Origin of the sequence: Frateuria terrea (assembly GCF_900115705.1) — a bacterium.
Taxonomy (GTDB): domain Bacteria; phylum Pseudomonadota; class Gammaproteobacteria; order Xanthomonadales; family Rhodanobacteraceae; genus Frateuria_A; species Frateuria_A terrea.
Genome location: NZ_FOXL01000003.1, coordinates 538,718 through 553,540, shown reverse-complemented (window position 1 = coordinate 553,540; position 14,823 = coordinate 538,718). Strand labels below are relative to the sequence as shown.

The window sequence follows — 14,823 nt, the reverse complement described above, 5'->3', positions numbered from 1 at the left end:
GTGCGGGATGGACGGCGTATTCTTGAGACGTGAAGGCGCGTCGCGCCACCACTCCGCCACGGAGCCGCCATGCAGACCGCCACGCCGCGCAAGATCGAACACCAGCAGACCGACCGCGGCTACGTGCCGGTCTACGCCACTGGCGTGGTCGAGCAGCCCTGGTCGAGCTACACCCGTACCGACCACGAGGTGTGGGACACGCTGTTCGCGCGCCAGTGCGAGATGCTGCCGGGGCGCGCCTGCCAGGAATTCCTTGACGGCGTGGCCAAGTTTGGCCTGGGCGACGGCGGCATTCCGAAGTTTTCCGACCTGAACCAGGTGCTGGGCAAGGCGACCGGCTGGGAGCTGGTGGCGGTCGAAGGCCTGCTGCCCGACGAGGTGTTTTTCGACCACCTGGCCCATCGCCGCTTCCCGGTGAGCTGGTGGATCCGCAAGCCGGAGCAGCTCGATTACCTGTCCGAGCCGGATCTGTTCCACGACCTGTTCGGCCACGTGCCGCTGCTGCTCAACCCGGTCTTCGCCGACTACATGCAGGCCTACGGCCGCGGCGGCATGAAGGCGCACGCGATCGGCCCCGAGGCGCTGATGAACCTCACCCGCCTGTACTGGTACACGGTGGAGTTCGGCCTGATCGATACGCCCGAAGGGCTGCGCATCTACGGCGCCGGCATCGTCAGCTCCAAGGGCGAGTCGATCTACAGCCTGGATTCGGACGCGCCCAACCGGATCGGTTTCGACCTCGAGCGCGTGATGAACACGCGCTACCGCATCGATACCTACCAGCAGACCTATTTCGTGATCGACAGCTTCGAGCAGCTGTTCGAGGCCACCACGCCGGACTTCACTCCGATCTACGCGCGCCTGCGCCAGAGCACCGCGCATGCCGCCGCCGATGTGCAGGAAGCGACCGATCGCGTCTTCCATTATGGCAGCCATGAGGGCTTCGCCAGCATGGGTGATGCCTGACAACGTTCGCGCGTTGGACTGGCCGCTCTGCTTTCAGAGCAAGCCGCGCCGCGCCAGCCAGTCGCGTACCACGCCGGTCCATAGCGCGTAACCCTCGGCATTGAGGTGCAGCCCGTCGACGTCGAACCAGCGCGGGTCCGCCTCGCCATCGGCGCCAAGCATCGGCGCATGGACGTCCAGGAAGTCCACGCCACGCTCCTGCGCGCAGACCCGGATCAGCGCGTTGGCCGCGCGGATCTGCGGCAGTTGCCTGCGCCGTGCGAGATTGGGCTTGATGGAGAGGTAGGCCATCGGCACCCGCCCCGCCCAATGGTGCGCCTGGTTGACGAATGCGCCGAACGCGTCGCGCACTGTCCGGGCGATTTGCCGTCGGCAAGATCGTTGCCGCCGGCGTACATCACGATGGCCCTGGGATGGTACGGCCCGATCAACTGCTCCGCGAAGTAGGCGCTATCGGCGATTTCGGAGCCACCGAAGCCCCGGTTGATCGTGGGCAGCTCGGGAAAATCCGCCGCCAGCGTATGCCACAGCCGGATGGAGGAACTGCCGGCGAACAGCACTGCGCCGGCCGGAGCGGGGGCGAGCCTGTCGATCGCGGCGAACGCCGCGATCTCGGTCTGCCATTCGATGAATTCGGCGGCCTCGCCGCCGGAAGGGGAGGGCTGGTCAAGCATGCCGTCTCCACGGGACGCTGGTGGCCCGACCCTAGATCATGGACGATCAAGGCGGCGTGGGTGACGCCCATGCCGCGGCTTCGGCGCTGCGGGGCAAAGCCTCAGGGTGGGGCGTCCAGCGTCCTGTGCAGCCAGGCCCGTACCAGGCCCGTCCACAGGCGATAGCCCTGGCGGTTCATGTGCAGGCCATCGGGGCCGAACCACTTCGGCTGCGGCTGGCCGTTCGTCCCGAGCATGGGCGTCAAGACGTCCAAATAGCCGACACCCTTCTGGCCGTGCGCGTACTCGCGCACCAGCGCGTTGGCCTGGCGGATCTGCGACAGCAGACTTTTGCGCGCCATGCTGGGCTTGATCGCGATGAAGGCGATCGGCACGCGCGCATCCAGCGACCGCGCGCGCTGCACGAAGGCGGCGAAGGCATCGCGCACCTGTTCCGGCGTGCAGCCTTCGGCCAGGTCGTTGTCGCCGGCGTAGAGCACGATCGCGCGCGGGTGGTAGGGCGCCACCAGCCGATCGGCGTAGTAGGTGGCGTCGGCGATGCGCGAGCCGCCGAAGCCGCGGTTGATCACCGTGCGACCGCGAAAGTCGGCAGCCAGCGAGCCCCACATGCGGATCGAAGAGCTGCCCACGAACAGTACCGGGTGCGCAGGCGGCGGATGCGCGCGGTCGGCCGCGGCGAACGCGGCAATGTCGGTGCTCCATTGACCGGGCCGGTCCGCACAGGCCTGCGCCAGCGATGGCAGCAACGCGAGGGTGAGCAGCAGCCAGATGGTCTTCATCGGCCCAACCTACCACCGTGCGGGGCGACGGTGGGGCGAGCGCCCCCGCTACGGCCGCTTGAGCTCGCTCACCTGAAGCACTTGCGCGATGCGCGTACCGTCCCAGCGGTAGATGAGGTGCTGCGCCTGGACGCAGGGCGCCACCACATCCGGATAGAACGCCGCGACGCATTCGCCGCCCGCGTGCCGTGCACTGTCGTAGACGATGCCGTTGGAACCGGCCTCACGCAGCGTGCGGGCCAATGCCCTGCTCGCTGCGTAGTCGTCCGGATCATGTGCGGCCGGCCAGCCGCCGCGCAGGTCGTGCAGCTTGCAGTCGATGCTGGTGCGGTAGCAGCGCATCTGCAGCTCGCAGGCCGGCTCGGCAGTAGCGGCGAGGAAGCGCTCGCGGTGGTAGGCGGTTTCTTCTACCACCGTGGCCACGCTGTGTGCAGCGTAGAACACGCCCCAGCTGCCGTCGGAGAAGCGGCTGCCTTCCGGGTTGAGGTGGGTGAAGGCGGCCATCACCGGCGTGCTGCCCGGACCACTGATGCGTCGTCCCGGCGGCACCAGCTTCAGCGCGCCGGCCTCCTCGCGCAGGCGTGGGTTGGTCATCGCCTCGATGGCGAACAGCGCGTCCAGTTCGCCCGGATCGGCGATGCGGTCGAACACGCCCACCGGCGGGAAACGGCTGGGCACGATGCGGTAGGCGTGGCTCCAGCGGATGCGTTTGAGGGGCGGCAGCTCGGGCGACATCGGCGTTCCGGGATCATGGGCCGCCGGCGCGCTCGCGCGCGGGTGGTGGCTGCCGGACATGGTGACGAGCGCGGGTGTCGCCGTTTGCGACGCCGGTCAGTTCCAGCCGCGTTGCGCGTCGAGGTACTGGCGTACCACGTAGAGATCGCCGACGTTGCCCGACAACATGCGGTCGAGCGCCGACTGGCCGCCGAACAGCGGGGCCTGGTTGGGCTTGCGCAGCCAGGCGTCGGCCTGTGCCGGATCGGGAAACAGGATCTGCAGCGACTTCCAGATGCCCAGCAGATAGCTGATCCGCTCGACCACGTCGCGGCCGGGATTGCCGTGCTGGTCGCGCTTCCACTTGAAGAAGGTCGATTCGGCCGGGTCGCCGAGCAGGCGGCGCTGCTCTGCGATGCGCAGTTTCCAGTGCTCGGCCAGGCGGAAGAAGGAGCGCAGCGCGGGGCCGCCAAGGTCGCCTGCGGGGGCCTGTTCGGGGCGGGGATGGACCAGCATGCGGGACTCTCCTTTTGGAGTTCGCACTTAATCTACTGCAGATATGCAGTCGCCGCAAATTGCTGGAGATGGGCCTCCAGCCGGCCATTCCATCATTTGCTATCGCCGCCGTAGTCCGGTTCCGGGCCACCCTCGGCAATGAAGCGGTCGATGCGCTTCTCCAGCACCGGCAACGGCACCGAGCCCAGCTGCAACACGGTGTCGTGGAAGTGGCGCAGGTCGAACTTGCCGCCGAGCGCCTGTGCGGCCCTGGCCCGCAGCTCGCGGATCTTCAGGTAGCCCAGTTCGTAGGACAGCGCCTGCCCCGGCCAACTGATGTAACGGTCCACTTCGTTGGCGATCTCGCGGGCCGAGAGCGCGGTGTTCTGCGTGAGGTAGTCGATCGCCTGCTGGCGGGTCCAGCCCAGGTGGTGGATGCCGGTGTCGACCACCAGCCGGCAGGCGCGCCACATCTGGTAGGTGAGGTAGCCGAAGCGCTGGTAGGGCGTCTGGTAGATGCCCATCTCGTTGCCCAGGTACTCCGCGTACAGGCCCCAGCCCTCGCCATAGGCGGAGATGTAGCCCTGGCGGCGGAACTCGGGCTGGCCCTTCTGCTCGGCCGCCAGTTCCAGCTGCAGCGCGTGGCCGGGATAGGATTCGTGCAGGGTCAGCGCCGGCATGTTGAACAGCGGGCGCGACGGCAGGTCGTAGGTGTTGACCTGATACGCGTCCGCACCACCACGGCCGGAGGTGTAGTACGGCGCGATGTCTTCCGGTACCGGCACGATGGCAAAGCGCGCGCGCGGCAGGTGGCCGAAGAAGCGGCTGATCTGGCCGTCCACCTGCTTGGCCACCCAGGCGGTGCGGCGCAGCAGTTCGTCGGGCGTCCTGGCGTAGAACTGCGGGTCGGTGCGCAGAAACGCGAGAAAGGCCGGGAAGTCGCCCTTGAAGCCGCTCTCCTTCATCGTCTGGAGCATCTGCGCGTGGATCTTCGCCACCTGTTCCAGGCCGATGCGGTGGATGGTGTCCGGGTCCAGGTCCAGCGTGGTGTATTCGCGAATCTGCTGGCGGTAGAACGCCTTGCCGTCCGGCAGCGCCTCGGCCGCCAGCGTGGTGCGCGCGTGCGGCACGTAGGTCTGGCGGAAGAACGTCAGCAGCCGGGCGTAGGCGGGGATCACCTCATCGCGGATGCGCCGCAGCGCCTCGCCCTGCAATGCCTGCGCCTGGTCGGCGGGGATCGCATCGGGCATGGCCCCGAACGGCTTGTAGAAGCTGCTGGCAGTGGGATCCTTGATTTCGGCCACGGCGGCGATCGATAGGTCACGCCCGTCCAGCACGGCACGCGGCACGCTGAAGCCACGCTTCAGGCCCAACCGCATATTGGCGATCTGCTGGTCGAAATAGGCCGGGATCTGCGCCAGCCGGTCGAGGTAGCGGCGGTAGTCGTCGGCCGTGCGCAGCGGATCGCCGCCCAACTCGTAGCCGATGTCGCTCCAAAAGGCCGAGTCGCTGTTGAACGGCATCTGCCAGGTCTCGAAACGCTGATCGGCCAGCAGGTTGGCGATCTGTGCCTGGTAGACGGCGTAGTTCACCTGGTTGGCCGGCGAGAGCCGGGCCGCGTCGATTGCATCGAGCTTGGCCAGGACCTGCTGCCATTGTTCCAGTCGCCGCTGCTGGCTGGCCGCGTCGACGTTGTCCAGCCGGCCGTTGTCCGGCTGCGGCTCGCCCGAGGTGCTGATGTCGCCCTGCCCGGTACGCCAGGCCCACTCGTGGGTGTAGATCGCACGGAAGCGGTCGTCGGTGTCGTTGGCATGCACGGCCGGCGCGAGCATCAGGCCCGCGGCGAGCAGGCCGCCCAGCAAGTGGTTCATCGGGAGGCTCCTAGCGAGGGGAAAACGGTGATCATCGCAAAGAAGCCATGCCGGCGAATGCCTTTGGCGCCGAATGCGCGTGCCAGCCTGGAGACCCTTCGAGCCGGGCTCGCGGCGTGCGCGCTCGGCGACCGGTCCTCAGTCGTTCGTGCTGGGCTCAGGTGCGCAGCACCGCAGCCGAAGCACCGCCAGGAGCAGATCAGACGCCGGCGTAATAACCGCGCATGGCGTCCAGATAGGCGTCCAGGTTGCGCCCTTCGCCGGCGGAAAAGCATTCGCCGGTTTCGTCGAACTGCTCGATGCGATCGGGACGGAAGTTACGGAATGCACCGCGCAGGCGGCACCAGGTCCCGAGCGTCCACTTGCCGCCCCAGAACGCCAGGCACAACGGCTCGACGTCGCGCGTGCTGGCCAGGCCGGCCTCGTCGCGATAGACCAGCCGCAGCACGTGCTGCGATTCGATCGCCGCGTGCAGGCGGTCGATCCTTGCGGCGAAGGCGAGCTGAAACTCGTCGCGCCACACCGGCGCATAGATGCGCGTGCGCGCCGCTCGTTCGCGCAGTTCCGGCGGCAACACCGCCTCGATCTTCATCAGCGCCGCCTGCGCGCCCTCGGCCAGGCGCTCGCCGGCGAAGGCGCGCACGAAGCGCGTGCCGACCACCAGCGATTCGAGTTCCTCGGCGGTAAACATCAGCGGCGGGATGTCCGCGCCCTTGCGCAGCACATAACCCACGCCCGCCTCGCCCTCGATCGGCACGCCGGAGAGCTGCAGATCGGCGACATCGCGGTAGACCGTGCGCAGCGATACGCCCAGCGTCTCGGCCAGCGAGCGCGCCTGCAACGCCGTGCGCCGGCCGCGCAGGGCGTGGATGATGAGGAACAGGCGGTCGGCGCGGCGCATGCACGCATGATCGCCGAGGCGCGGTGCCCGAGCCAGTGCGGCACCGCCATCGACCGCTCAGGCCTGGCTGGCGAGAAACTGCGCATCCTTCGCCTCGGCCCGCTGCATCGCCGGTCGCGCGCGAACGCGGTCGATGTACTCGCGCACTGGCGGCAGCTCGGGTACCAGCTTGAACATTGTGGTCCAGTGGAGCGCCGTTCCCCACAGCACGTCGGCGGCGGTGAAGCGCTCGCCGAGCAGCCAGGGCCCGGGCGTAAGCTGGGTGACGATGGCGTCCAGCACCTCCTGCCAGGTGCCGTAGGGCGAGGTCGCATGCGGCGCCGGTTCACGCTGCATGGAATGGTCGACCAGCGCCGGCTCGAAGCAGGAGCCGTAGAACACCATCCAGCGCAGATACGGCCCACGCAGCGGATCGCCGATGGCGGGCGCCAGGCCTTTTTCCGGATAGAGGTCGGCCAGATACATCATCACCGCGGGCTGCTCGGTGACCATGGCACCCTCGTGGCGGACCGCCGGCACCTTGCCCAGCGGATTGAGCGCGAGGTAGGCCGGGTCCCGCTGCGTGCCGGCCTTCAGGTCGATCAGGTGCAGGTCGTAATCGACGCCCAGCTCCTCCAGCAGGGCCAGCGTGCCGCGCGAGCGCGACTGCGGGGCATGGAAGAAGGTCACCTTCGGTGCTTTCATGGCGTGGTCTCTGGCGGCAGATGGCAGACCGCCTCGAGGTTGTGCCCGTCCGGGCCGATCACGAAAGCGGCGTAGTAATGCGCGTGGTACTGCGGTCGCAGGCCCGGTGGGCCATTGTCCCGCGCGCCGGCGGCCAGGGCCGCGCGGTGGAAGGCATCGACCTGCGCGTGGTCGGCCGCGGCGAAGGCCAGGTGCAGCGGCGTGGGCACGTGGCCGGCGCGGCTCAGCCAGAGCTCCTGTTCGTCCTTGCGCGCCCGGCCGGCAGCGAGGCCCACGGCATCCGGAAAGGCTTTCACCACGCGGATGCCGAGCGGCTGCAACGCCTGTTCGTAGAACCGGCGCGCCTGTTCCAGGTCGGCGACGGGCAGGCCCACGTGATCGAAGATCATGGCGCGCGCTCCTAGAGGTAGCTGGTGATGGCCGGCGGGTTCATCCAGTTGTCGTGGCGTCCGTCGAAGTAGCGCACCGGCGCGTCGGCCAGTTCCTGCGGCGTGGCGTCGTCCAGGCAGGCCAGGTTGACGCTGACGAAGTCGCCGCCCAGCTGCTCCAGGTGCCCGCTGCCGAAGGGCTGGATGCCGCAGTGCCGGCAGAACCGGTAATGCATGCTGTGGGTGCCGAACTGGTAGTCGGCCAGTGCCGCTTCGCCCTCCAGCAGGCGGAAGGCGTCCGGGCTGACGATCGCGCCCCAGCGGCGCGTCTTGCTGCAGATCGAGCAGTTGCAGCGGCCGGTGCCGGCCGAGAGGTCGATATCGGCGGCAAAGCGCACCGCGCCGCAGTGGCAGCTGCCGTGGTAGGTCTTGCTCATGCGTGCCCCCGGGGCGTGGTGGATGCGGGTGCCGCATCGCGCAGCAGCGAGCGTTGCGTGGGCGCCAGGCGCAGGATCTGCGGCATGGCGTCGAGGCGGCGAATCCAGGCGCCGATGGCCGGATCGGCCGCTGCGGCGGCCTCACGCCGCGCCTGCGCTGCCGTATCACCGAACGCGGCGAACCAGACGAGCACGCATTCGCCCTCGCGCACCGGCAGGCGCGGGTAGGTGTTGCACGCCGGCTCGGTGACGAACTGTGCCAGCACCGGTGTGCCATGTGCTTCCAGTGCCGGCCGTACCTGCGCGTCGAAGCTGCGCACGAGCGCCGCGGCGTCGCCCGGCGGCAACGGGCAGATCGTGGCGGTGAGCAGGCCGGCGGGAGCCCGCTCGTCCGCGGTGGGGCGCACCAGCCCGTCGAGCGCGAAACCGTGCACCGGACGCAGCAGCAGCACGTCGTCCGAATCGAGCATGGTGGCGTTGGCCGCCTCGCGGTGTGCGCGCCAGACCGGGCCGTCATAGAAAGCGGCCAGCGCGGCGGCGCGCGCTTCCATGTCCGCGAAGCTGCGCAGCCAGACGAACCGGTCCGGATCGTCCAGGTCGCGGAACTGGCCCGGCAGACCGATGCCGAGCGCTTCCTGCGCTTCGACGAACTCGCGCTCGAACAGCTCGATCAGCAACGCGCGCTGGCCGGAGCGCAGCGTGTACTGGCGCAATTCGAAAACGCTGTGGCCGCTCATGCGCGCCGCCGGAGCAGCACGCCCAGCAACGCCACGAGCGTCATGCGGCGAGGCGGCGGCGGTGACGTCGCGGGCAGCGTGTGCGGCCCCTCGACCAGTCGGTTGCGCGAGGCGAGCGGGCCGTAGGCGCTGGCCACACGGTGCAGGATCGGATGCATGGCCGGCCTCCTCACGCCGCCACCGCTTCGCCCACGCACCACGGCGGCAGCTGGGCGTGCTTGAACAGGCGGTACCAGTGCTCGCGGTCGTTCGGGTTGTAAAGGTCCAGCGTGCGGATCACCTCGCGCGCGAACTCGACGCTGCCCAGGTGGCTGGCGGTGATGGTGCCGCCGTCGCTGACCGCCAGCGCCGAGGCATCGTACTGCGCACTGCCGGCATAGCCGGGCACCTGCGCATCGATGTGGCCGGACCAGTTGCCGGTGTGGCGGCAGCGGTCGAGCAGGCCTGCCCGGGCCAGCGCCAGCACGCCGCTGTCGATGCCGGCGACCACCGAACCGGCCCCGTGCAGCTGGCGCAGCGCCGCCACCGCAGCGACGCCCTCGCCGCGCTGCCACAGGTGCCCGCCGGGCACGATGGCGAGCGCGGCGCGGGCGAAGTCCAGCTCGGCCAGGCTCAGTTCCGGCTGCACCGTGAGGCCGCCCATCGAGCGCACCGGCGCGCGGGTAAACCCCACCGTGGCCACCTGCCAGTCGCCCGGCCGGCGCACCTCGCACAGCGCCAGCGCCGCCTGCCAATCCGCAAAGCCATCGAACACCAGGAAGTAGATCGTGTCGCGCATTGCCTTCGCCTCCTTTGCAAGGTGTGCAGGATGGGGCGGGGCTGCTGCCAGCGTGATGTCAGCAGTGGGGCGAATGGCAGGCCCGTTCGCTTCTGGACGCCGGCATGGCTGCGGACGGCCGCGGGGTTTGTTCGCCCGGGACGACCGCCGGACGCGGAGGTGGCATTCACGCGCACGCCGTAGAATGCGCGTTCCTCCTGCCACGGACCCGCCATGAAGCCTGTCTCGCTGATCCAGTTCCTGATCGAGGAACGCCGCGCCGGCCGCATCAACGCCGAGCTCTCGCTGTTGATCGAGGTCGTCGCGCGCGCCTGCAAGCGCATTGCGGTGGCCACCAGCAAGGGGGCGCTGGGCGGCGTGCTGGGCAATGCCGGCAGCCCGGGGTCATTGAGCATGAACGTGCAGGGCGAGGCGCAGAAGAAGCTGGACGTCATCTCCAACGAGATCCTGCTGGAAGCCAATGCCTGGGGCGGCCACCTCGCCGCCTGCGCTTCGGAGGAGATGGAGGATCCGCAGCCGATCCCGGACATGTATCCGAAAGGCAACCACCTGCTGCTGTTCGATCCGCTGGACGGATCGTCGAACATCGACGTCAACATTTCCGTCGGCACCATCTTTTCGGTGCTGCGCTGCCCCGAGCACGTCACCGAACCGAAGGTCGAGGACTTCCTGCAGCCGGGCACGCAGCAGCTGGCCGCCGGCTACGTGGTTTACGGCCCGGCGACGCTGCTGGTGCTGACCTTCGGCCACGGCACGCACGAGTTCACGCTGGACCGCGAGGTCGGCAGCTTCATGCTCAGCCGGCGTGACATCCGCATCCCGGTCGACACCGCCGAGTTCGCCATCAACATGTCCAACCAGCGCCACTGGGAGGCACCGATGCAGCGCTACGTCGGCGAGCTGCTGGCCGGCAAGGAGGGTCCCCGCGGCAAGGACTTCAACATGCGCTGGGTGGCCTCGATGGTGGCCGACGTGCATCGCATCATCACCCGCGGCGGCGTGTTCTTCTATCCGCTGGATGCCAAGATCAAGGCCAAGGGCGGCAAGCTGCGGCTGATGTATGAGGCCAACCCGATGGCCTTCATCATCGAGCAGGCCGGCGGCGCCGCGACCACCGGGCGCGAGCGCATCATGGAGCTCCAGCCGACCGGCCTGCACCAGCGCGTGCCGGTATTCCTCGGCTCCAGGGGCGAGGTCGAGGTGGCCACCCGCTACCACCGCGAGGCGGATGTCGCCTACGCCTGAGCGGTACGGGCAGGCGCCCGTGCGCCTGCCCCGCCGCGCCCCGGTTTCGCCATCGTCCTGACCCACGCTTCCCGCCGACTCCCCACGAACTGCCGACGATGGCCCGATGCCTGCGCCTCCTGTTGCTGCTCGCCGTGGCCCTGGCCGGTTGCGCGCCCGTGCGCACGCCGCCGCCAGCCGACCCTCCGCTGACGCGCAGGCTGGTCGTCGGACTGGCGCTCGGCGGCGGTGCGGCCAAAGGCTTTGCGCACATCGGCGTGATCAAGATGCTGGAAGCCAGCGGCATCCACGTGGACGTGGTCGCCGGCACCAGCGCCGGCAGCGTGGTCGGTGCGCTCTATGCCAGCGGCATGGATGCCTTCGCGATGCAACAGTCAGCCATTTCGCTGGACGAGGCTTCGCTCCGCGACGTGCGGCTGTTCAGTGGCGGCCTGGTGCAGGGACGCAAGCTGCAGGATTACGTCGACGGTCTGGTCCGCCAGCGCCCGATCGAGCGGCTGAAGCTGCCCTTCGCCGCGGTCGCCACCGAGCTGGAGACCGGCCAGCGCACCGTGTTCCGCCACGGCGACACCGGAGCGGCCGTGCGCGCGTCCTGCAGCGTGCCTGGCGTGTTCGAGCCGGCGGCGATCGACGGCCGGCATTACGTCGATGGCGGCGTGGTCAGCCCGGTGCCGGTCGATGCCGCGCGCGAGCTGGGTGCCGATTTCGTCATCGCGGTGGACATCTCCGCGCGCAGCGACGGCAGCCTGCCAACGGACATGTTCGGCATCGTCGGCCGCTCGGTGGTCATCATGGGCCAGCACCTGGGTGCACAGGAGCTGGCGCGCGCCGACGTGGTGATCCGTCCGCAGGTGAACGGCCTCGGCGCCGCCGACTTCACGCAAAAGGACCGCGCCATCATGGAAGGCGAGAAGGCCGCGCTGGGAGCTATCCCGCTGATCCGCGCGCGCCTGGCGGCGGCGCGCCAGATCCCATCGGCCGTCGCCTCGCACTGACCGCCGGCTCCGCGGGAGCCGCGCGCGTGCCCTCGCAGATCGGCACGACGTGACCGGCCGCACTGGAGGGATGGCCGGCGCACTGCTAGCGTGGCGGTTTTCCCCGCCAGAGCAGCCCATGCCCCCTTCCCTGCGCCTCCTGCCCCTGCTTGCCCTGGCCTTTGTCCCGCTGGCGTCCGCCACGCCCGGCAAGGTCGACCCGCGCATCGACCAGCTGCTCGACCAGCTCGGCAAGGTCCGCGCGATCCACGCCGTGCAGCTGTCGCCCGATGGCCAGCGGCTGGCCTGGGTGGTCGATACGGACGGCAAGCCGAAGATCCAGGTCGCCCATGCCGACGGCAGCGACGCGCATGGGCTGGCAATGGGCAACGCTTCGTGCCGGCAGGAGGAAATCGCCTGGGCGCCCGACTCGCGCCATCTCGCCTTCCTGACCGATTGCGGCGGCAAGCCTGGCGACATGGACGTCTATGCGGCCGATGCCGGTGGCCAAGCTGCGCCGCGACGACTGGCAGACCTGCACGGCTACGCCCACGACCTGGCCTGGTCCGCCGACGGCCGTGCGCTGGGTTTCCTCTACGTCGAAGGCGCCACCCGCCGCGCCAGCGCGGTGGCCGCGGCCAAACCGCAGGTCGGCGAGGTCGGCATCGACGGGCTGGAAATCCAGCGCGTGGCGACGCTGCCCGCTGCTGGCGGCACGCCGACGCTGGTCACCCCGGCGGCCACCTACGTCTACGAGTTCAGCTGGTCGCCCGACGCGCGCCAGCTGGCCTATGTCGGCGCGCCCGCACCGGGCGACAACAACTGGTGGATCGCCAGGCTCTATGCCCAGGATGCCCGCGCCGGCGCCACGCCGCGGGTGCTGGTCGATCCCGTGCACGAGACCGGCCCGCTGCACCGGATGCAGCTGGCGCTGCCTCGCTGGTCGCCCGACGGCAAGCGGCTGGTCTTCGTCGGTGGCCTGATGAGCGACCAGGGTGCCACCGGAGGCGACCTGTATGCGGTGCCGGCCGCCGGTGGCGCGACGGTGGATCTCACGCCGGGCATCCGCGTGACGCCGTCGTGGTTCGCCTGGACCTCGCCTCGCACGCTGCTGGTCAGCCAGGTCAGCAACGGCCAGAGCCAGCTGGCCGACTACGCGGTCGACAACCACCGCGCCACCCAGCAGCGCGTGCGCTTCACGCTGCCGGCCAGCGTCGGCGACGGCAGCGCTTCGATGGGCATGTCGCTGTCGGCCGACCACAGCCGCATCGCCTTCGTGCAGAGCTCCTATGCCGCCGCGCCGGAAGTCCATGCCGGTCCGTTCGGCGGCAGTGCACCCCGCGCGGTAACTGCAATCAATGCCGCGCTCAAGCCGAGCTGGGGCAAGGCCGAGTCGGTCGAGTGGGACCACGACGGCCGCCACGTGCAGGGCTGGCTGCTCTACCCGGCACAATACGACGCCACCCGGCGCTATCCGATGATCGTCAGCGTGCACGGTGGCCCGGCCAGCGCCGTGATCCCGCGCTGGCCCGGTGTGGGCTACGGCAGCGTGCCGTTCTCCGAACTGGGCTACTTCGTTTTCATGCCCAACCCGCGAGGCAGCTTCGGCCAGGGCGAGGCCTACGTGCAGGCCAACCGCAAGGATTTCGGCTACGGCGATCTGTCGGACATCCTGGCCGGCATCGACGCGATCGAGAAGAAGCTGCCCGTGGACGACAAGCGACTGGGCCTGACCGGCTGGAGCTACGGCGGCTTCATGAGCATGTTCGTGCCCACGCAGACCCAGCGCTTCCATGCCGTGGTGGCCGGCGCGGGCATTTCGAACTGGCAGAGCTACTACGGCGAGAACCTGATTGACCAGTGGATGATCCCGTACTTTGGCGCGTCGGTGTACGACGACCCGGCGGTGTATGCCAAGAGCTCGGCGATCGATTTCATCAAGCGCGTGAAGACGCCCACGCTGATCGTGGTCGGCGACCGCGACGCGGAGTGCCCGGCGCCGCAGTCGTTCGAGTACTGGCACGCGCTGCGTGCGCAGGGCGTGCCGACCTCGCTGGTGGTGTACCCGAACGAGGGCCACCACTTCGTCGACCCGGGGCACCAGCGTGACGTGCTGCAGCGTGCGCTGGAGTGGTTCGCGAAGTACCTGCCGGCCAGCTGAGCCGATCCAATCGCGACCCGGCCGGGAAGCAAGCTTCCCGGCCTACTTCGGCGGATCGCGCCGCTGGGTGTGCTTGACCGCGCCGAGGATGCCCAGTCCGAACACCACGATCACGCCCGCGCCGATCCATTGCAGCGGCACGTGCACCAGCCAGGCGATGTACGCCAGGCCGGCGATCAGCACGATGATGCCGACCAGATAGAGCGAGAACGAGGACATCGCGCGGCCTCCGCCTAGGGTTCCCCGGCAAGCAGAGCGGCTCGGCGATCACTGGCGCGTGAAGCGCGCATCTTCCCGGAGCGCGGCAGCATCCCCCTCCACTTCGACCTGCGCTGCGCTCAGGGCGACGGTGTGGGCGTTTCGGCATAGCAGCCCGATGGCCCTTTTTAGGGGTGGCGCGAAGCCCCGTTGTAGGCCGCAGGGCCGACGTCGAAGCCGCCGGCCACGGCCCGCACCGTGCGGAAGCATGCCCCGTCGGGCGGTTATATCCGAACTGGGACGCCGCTTTTGCATGCCGCAGAGCCCATCCCTTCCTGTCCAACCGGCGTTGGGGTGATGGCATCCGTGGCTGAGCAACGGGCGGGTTGCCCATCGGTCCGGGCGAGCGGGCTGTCGCTTGCATGAGAGGACGACGGCATGGCCGTGATTCCACGCTTCATCACCGTCAACCGGCTCATGCGCGACTTCGGCCTGCCGTGGCAGCGTGCCGAAGCGATCATCCGCGAGCAGACCATCCGCAACCGGCGTTATCCGATCTTGGTGTCGTGCTACCTGGTGGCTTCCTGATAGGTGGCATTGGCGTGCCAATGCTGGTGCCGCCGACGCGTGGCGCGCTGGCGATGATGCTGCGGCTGGGCTGCCTGGCGGCGATGGTATCGGGGTTGCTGCTGGTGCGCGTGCTGGCCCGCCAGGCGATCCTGGATGCGGCGACCGCCGGGCGGTGCCGCGGCGGATGAACATCCCGGGCGGGCTGCTGGCGCAGGTCGTCGCGGCCGCCACGCAGCGATGGCCGGCCGTCGCACGAAGGCGCATCGCCGCC

Annotated in this window: 19 protein-coding genes; 6 read left to right on the top strand and 13 right to left on the bottom strand. The window is 69.3% G+C overall.

The features are described from left to right. The first annotated feature begins 69 nt into the window (after nucleotides 1-69). A complete protein-coding gene (gene phhA, locus BMZ38_RS06320; protein WP_091335410.1) occupies nucleotides 70-966 on the top strand; it encodes a phenylalanine 4-monooxygenase in 897 nt (298 codons plus the stop codon). Between the two features lie 33 nt (nucleotides 967-999). Here the strand turns inward: phhA and BMZ38_RS06315 are convergent, their stop codons facing one another. From BMZ38_RS06315 to BMZ38_RS06265, 12 genes are all read right to left on the bottom strand, one after another. Next, the gene (locus tag BMZ38_RS06315; protein ID WP_175483690.1) at nucleotides 1,000-1,317 is read right to left on the bottom strand and encodes a GDSL-type esterase/lipase family protein; all 318 of its coding nucleotides are present in this window, start codon (nucleotides 1,315-1,317) and stop codon (nucleotides 1,000-1,002) included. A 424-nt stretch (nucleotides 1,318-1,741) separates the two neighbouring features. Continuing rightward, complete coding sequence (locus tag BMZ38_RS06310) at nucleotides 1,742-2,419, bottom strand: SGNH/GDSL hydrolase family protein (protein ID WP_091335407.1); 678 nt, start codon at nucleotides 2,417-2,419, stop codon at nucleotides 1,742-1,744. Between the two features lie 48 nt (nucleotides 2,420-2,467). Continuing rightward, complete coding sequence (locus tag BMZ38_RS06305) at nucleotides 2,468-3,154, bottom strand: RES family NAD+ phosphorylase (protein WP_091335405.1); 687 nt, start codon at nucleotides 3,152-3,154, stop codon at nucleotides 2,468-2,470. A gap of 96 nt (nucleotides 3,155-3,250) precedes the next feature. Then, on the bottom strand, nucleotides 3,251-3,649 hold the full coding sequence (locus tag BMZ38_RS06300) for an MbcA/ParS/Xre antitoxin family protein (RefSeq protein WP_091335404.1): 399 nt from the start codon (nucleotides 3,647-3,649) through the stop codon (nucleotides 3,251-3,253). Between the two features lie 92 nt (nucleotides 3,650-3,741). Next, a complete protein-coding gene (locus BMZ38_RS06295) occupies nucleotides 3,742-5,499 on the bottom strand; it encodes a DUF885 domain-containing protein (RefSeq protein ID WP_091335402.1) in 1,758 nt (585 codons plus the stop codon). Nucleotides 5,500-5,698: 199 nt separating this feature from the next. After that, the gene (locus tag BMZ38_RS06290) at nucleotides 5,699-6,400 is read right to left on the bottom strand and encodes a helix-turn-helix transcriptional regulator (protein WP_091335400.1); all 702 of its coding nucleotides are present in this window, start codon (nucleotides 6,398-6,400) and stop codon (nucleotides 5,699-5,701) included. Between the two features lie 57 nt (nucleotides 6,401-6,457). Continuing rightward, nucleotides 6,458-7,084 carry a glutathione S-transferase family protein gene (locus BMZ38_RS06285; RefSeq protein WP_091335398.1) on the bottom strand — a complete coding sequence of 209 codons (627 nt, stop codon included), beginning with the start codon at nucleotides 7,082-7,084 and terminating at the stop codon, nucleotides 6,458-6,460. Then, the gene (locus BMZ38_RS06280) at nucleotides 7,081-7,473 is read right to left on the bottom strand and encodes a VOC family protein (RefSeq protein WP_217638727.1); all 393 of its coding nucleotides are present in this window, start codon (nucleotides 7,471-7,473) and stop codon (nucleotides 7,081-7,083) included. The genes BMZ38_RS06285 and BMZ38_RS06280 overlap by 4 nt, the downstream gene beginning before the upstream one ends. 11 nt (nucleotides 7,474-7,484) lie before the next feature. Then, nucleotides 7,485-7,889: a GFA family protein gene (locus tag BMZ38_RS06275; protein ID WP_091335396.1), complete on the bottom strand. Its 405-nt coding sequence runs from the start codon at nucleotides 7,887-7,889 to the stop codon at nucleotides 7,485-7,487. Next, nucleotides 7,886-8,626, bottom strand: coding sequence for an NIPSNAP family protein (locus BMZ38_RS06270; protein ID WP_091335395.1), 741 nt, complete (start codon nucleotides 8,624-8,626; stop codon nucleotides 7,886-7,888). Before BMZ38_RS06270 ends, BMZ38_RS06275 begins: the two co-directional genes overlap by 4 nt. Further along, nucleotides 8,623-8,784, bottom strand: coding sequence for a hypothetical protein (locus BMZ38_RS17730; protein WP_175483689.1), 162 nt, complete (start codon nucleotides 8,782-8,784; stop codon nucleotides 8,623-8,625). Before BMZ38_RS17730 ends, BMZ38_RS06270 begins: the two co-directional genes overlap by 4 nt. Nucleotides 8,785-8,795: 11 nt before the next feature. After that, entirely contained in the window at nucleotides 8,796-9,404 is a 609-nt protein-coding gene (locus BMZ38_RS06265) for a DJ-1/PfpI family protein (protein ID WP_091335393.1), read from the bottom strand. 213 nt (nucleotides 9,405-9,617) lie between these two features. On the opposite strand from BMZ38_RS06265, the gene BMZ38_RS06260 reads away from it, so the two are divergent. The 3 genes from BMZ38_RS06260 (at nucleotide 9,618) to BMZ38_RS06250 (ending at nucleotide 13,784) form a co-directional block, all read left to right on the top strand. Next, nucleotides 9,618-10,649, top strand: a complete 1,032-nt coding sequence (locus BMZ38_RS06260; RefSeq protein WP_091335391.1) for a class 1 fructose-bisphosphatase — start codon at nucleotides 9,618-9,620, stop codon at nucleotides 10,647-10,649. 98 nt (nucleotides 10,650-10,747) lie between these two features. After that, nucleotides 10,748-11,644 (top strand): patatin-like phospholipase family protein, encoded by an 897-nt coding sequence (locus tag BMZ38_RS06255; protein WP_091335390.1) that lies wholly within the window; start codon nucleotides 10,748-10,750, stop codon nucleotides 11,642-11,644. Between the two features lie 118 nt (nucleotides 11,645-11,762). Further along, entirely contained in the window at nucleotides 11,763-13,784 is a 2,022-nt protein-coding gene (locus BMZ38_RS06250; RefSeq protein WP_091335388.1) for a S9 family peptidase, read from the top strand. A gap of 42 nt (nucleotides 13,785-13,826) precedes the next feature. Here BMZ38_RS06250 and BMZ38_RS17725 read toward each other — a convergent pair whose 3' ends face one another. Next, entirely contained in the window at nucleotides 13,827-14,003 is a 177-nt protein-coding gene (locus BMZ38_RS17725; RefSeq protein WP_175483688.1) for a hypothetical protein, read from the bottom strand. Nucleotides 14,004-14,420: 417 nt separating this feature from the next. On the opposite strand from BMZ38_RS17725, the gene BMZ38_RS17720 reads away from it, so the two are divergent. Together BMZ38_RS17720 and BMZ38_RS17715 are read left to right on the top strand one after the other, a co-directional pair. Continuing rightward, nucleotides 14,421-14,570: a hypothetical protein gene (locus BMZ38_RS17720; protein WP_175483687.1), complete on the top strand. Its 150-nt coding sequence runs from the start codon at nucleotides 14,421-14,423 to the stop codon at nucleotides 14,568-14,570. Nucleotides 14,571-14,584: 14 nt separating this feature from the next. After that, entirely contained in the window at nucleotides 14,585-14,740 is a 156-nt protein-coding gene (locus tag BMZ38_RS17715; protein WP_175483686.1) for a hypothetical protein, read from the top strand. Nucleotides 14,741-14,823: the final 83 nt, after the last annotated feature.

Coding starts and splice junctions, on each gene's coding strand:
- phhA (WP_091335410.1), top strand. CDS start 70: ATGCAGACCGCCACGCCGCGCAAGATCGAACACCAGCAGACCGACCGC.
- BMZ38_RS06310 (WP_091335407.1), bottom strand. CDS start 2,419: ATGAAGACCATCTGGCTGCTGCTCACCCTCGCGTTGCTGCCATCGCTG.
- BMZ38_RS06305 (WP_091335405.1), bottom strand. CDS start 3,154: ATGTCGCCCGAGCTGCCGCCCCTCAAACGCATCCGCTGGAGCCACGCC.
- BMZ38_RS06300 (WP_091335404.1), bottom strand. CDS start 3,649: ATGCTGGTCCATCCCCGCCCCGAACAGGCCCCCGCAGGCGACCTTGGC.
- BMZ38_RS06295 (WP_091335402.1), bottom strand. CDS start 5,499: ATGAACCACTTGCTGGGCGGCCTGCTCGCCGCGGGCCTGATGCTCGCG.
- BMZ38_RS06290 (WP_091335400.1), bottom strand. CDS start 6,400: ATGCGCCGCGCCGACCGCCTGTTCCTCATCATCCACGCCCTGCGCGGC.
- BMZ38_RS06285 (WP_091335398.1), bottom strand. CDS start 7,084: ATGAAAGCACCGAAGGTGACCTTCTTCCATGCCCCGCAGTCGCGCTCG.
- BMZ38_RS06280 (WP_217638727.1), bottom strand. CDS start 7,473: ATGATCTTCGATCACGTGGGCCTGCCCGTCGCCGACCTGGAACAGGCG.
- BMZ38_RS06275 (WP_091335396.1), bottom strand. CDS start 7,889: ATGAGCAAGACCTACCACGGCAGCTGCCACTGCGGCGCGGTGCGCTTT.
- BMZ38_RS06270 (WP_091335395.1), bottom strand. CDS start 8,626: ATGAGCGGCCACAGCGTTTTCGAATTGCGCCAGTACACGCTGCGCTCC.
- BMZ38_RS17730 (WP_175483689.1), bottom strand. CDS start 8,784: ATGCATCCGATCCTGCACCGTGTGGCCAGCGCCTACGGCCCGCTCGCC.
- BMZ38_RS06265 (WP_091335393.1), bottom strand. CDS start 9,404: ATGCGCGACACGATCTACTTCCTGGTGTTCGATGGCTTTGCGGATTGG.
- BMZ38_RS06260 (WP_091335391.1), top strand. CDS start 9,618: ATGAAGCCTGTCTCGCTGATCCAGTTCCTGATCGAGGAACGCCGCGCC.
- BMZ38_RS06255 (WP_091335390.1), top strand. CDS start 10,748: ATGGCCCGATGCCTGCGCCTCCTGTTGCTGCTCGCCGTGGCCCTGGCC.
- BMZ38_RS06250 (WP_091335388.1), top strand. CDS start 11,763: ATGCCCCCTTCCCTGCGCCTCCTGCCCCTGCTTGCCCTGGCCTTTGTC.
- BMZ38_RS17725 (WP_175483688.1), bottom strand. CDS start 14,003: ATGTCCTCGTTCTCGCTCTATCTGGTCGGCATCATCGTGCTGATCGCC.
- BMZ38_RS17720 (WP_175483687.1), top strand. CDS start 14,421: ATGGCCGTGATTCCACGCTTCATCACCGTCAACCGGCTCATGCGCGAC.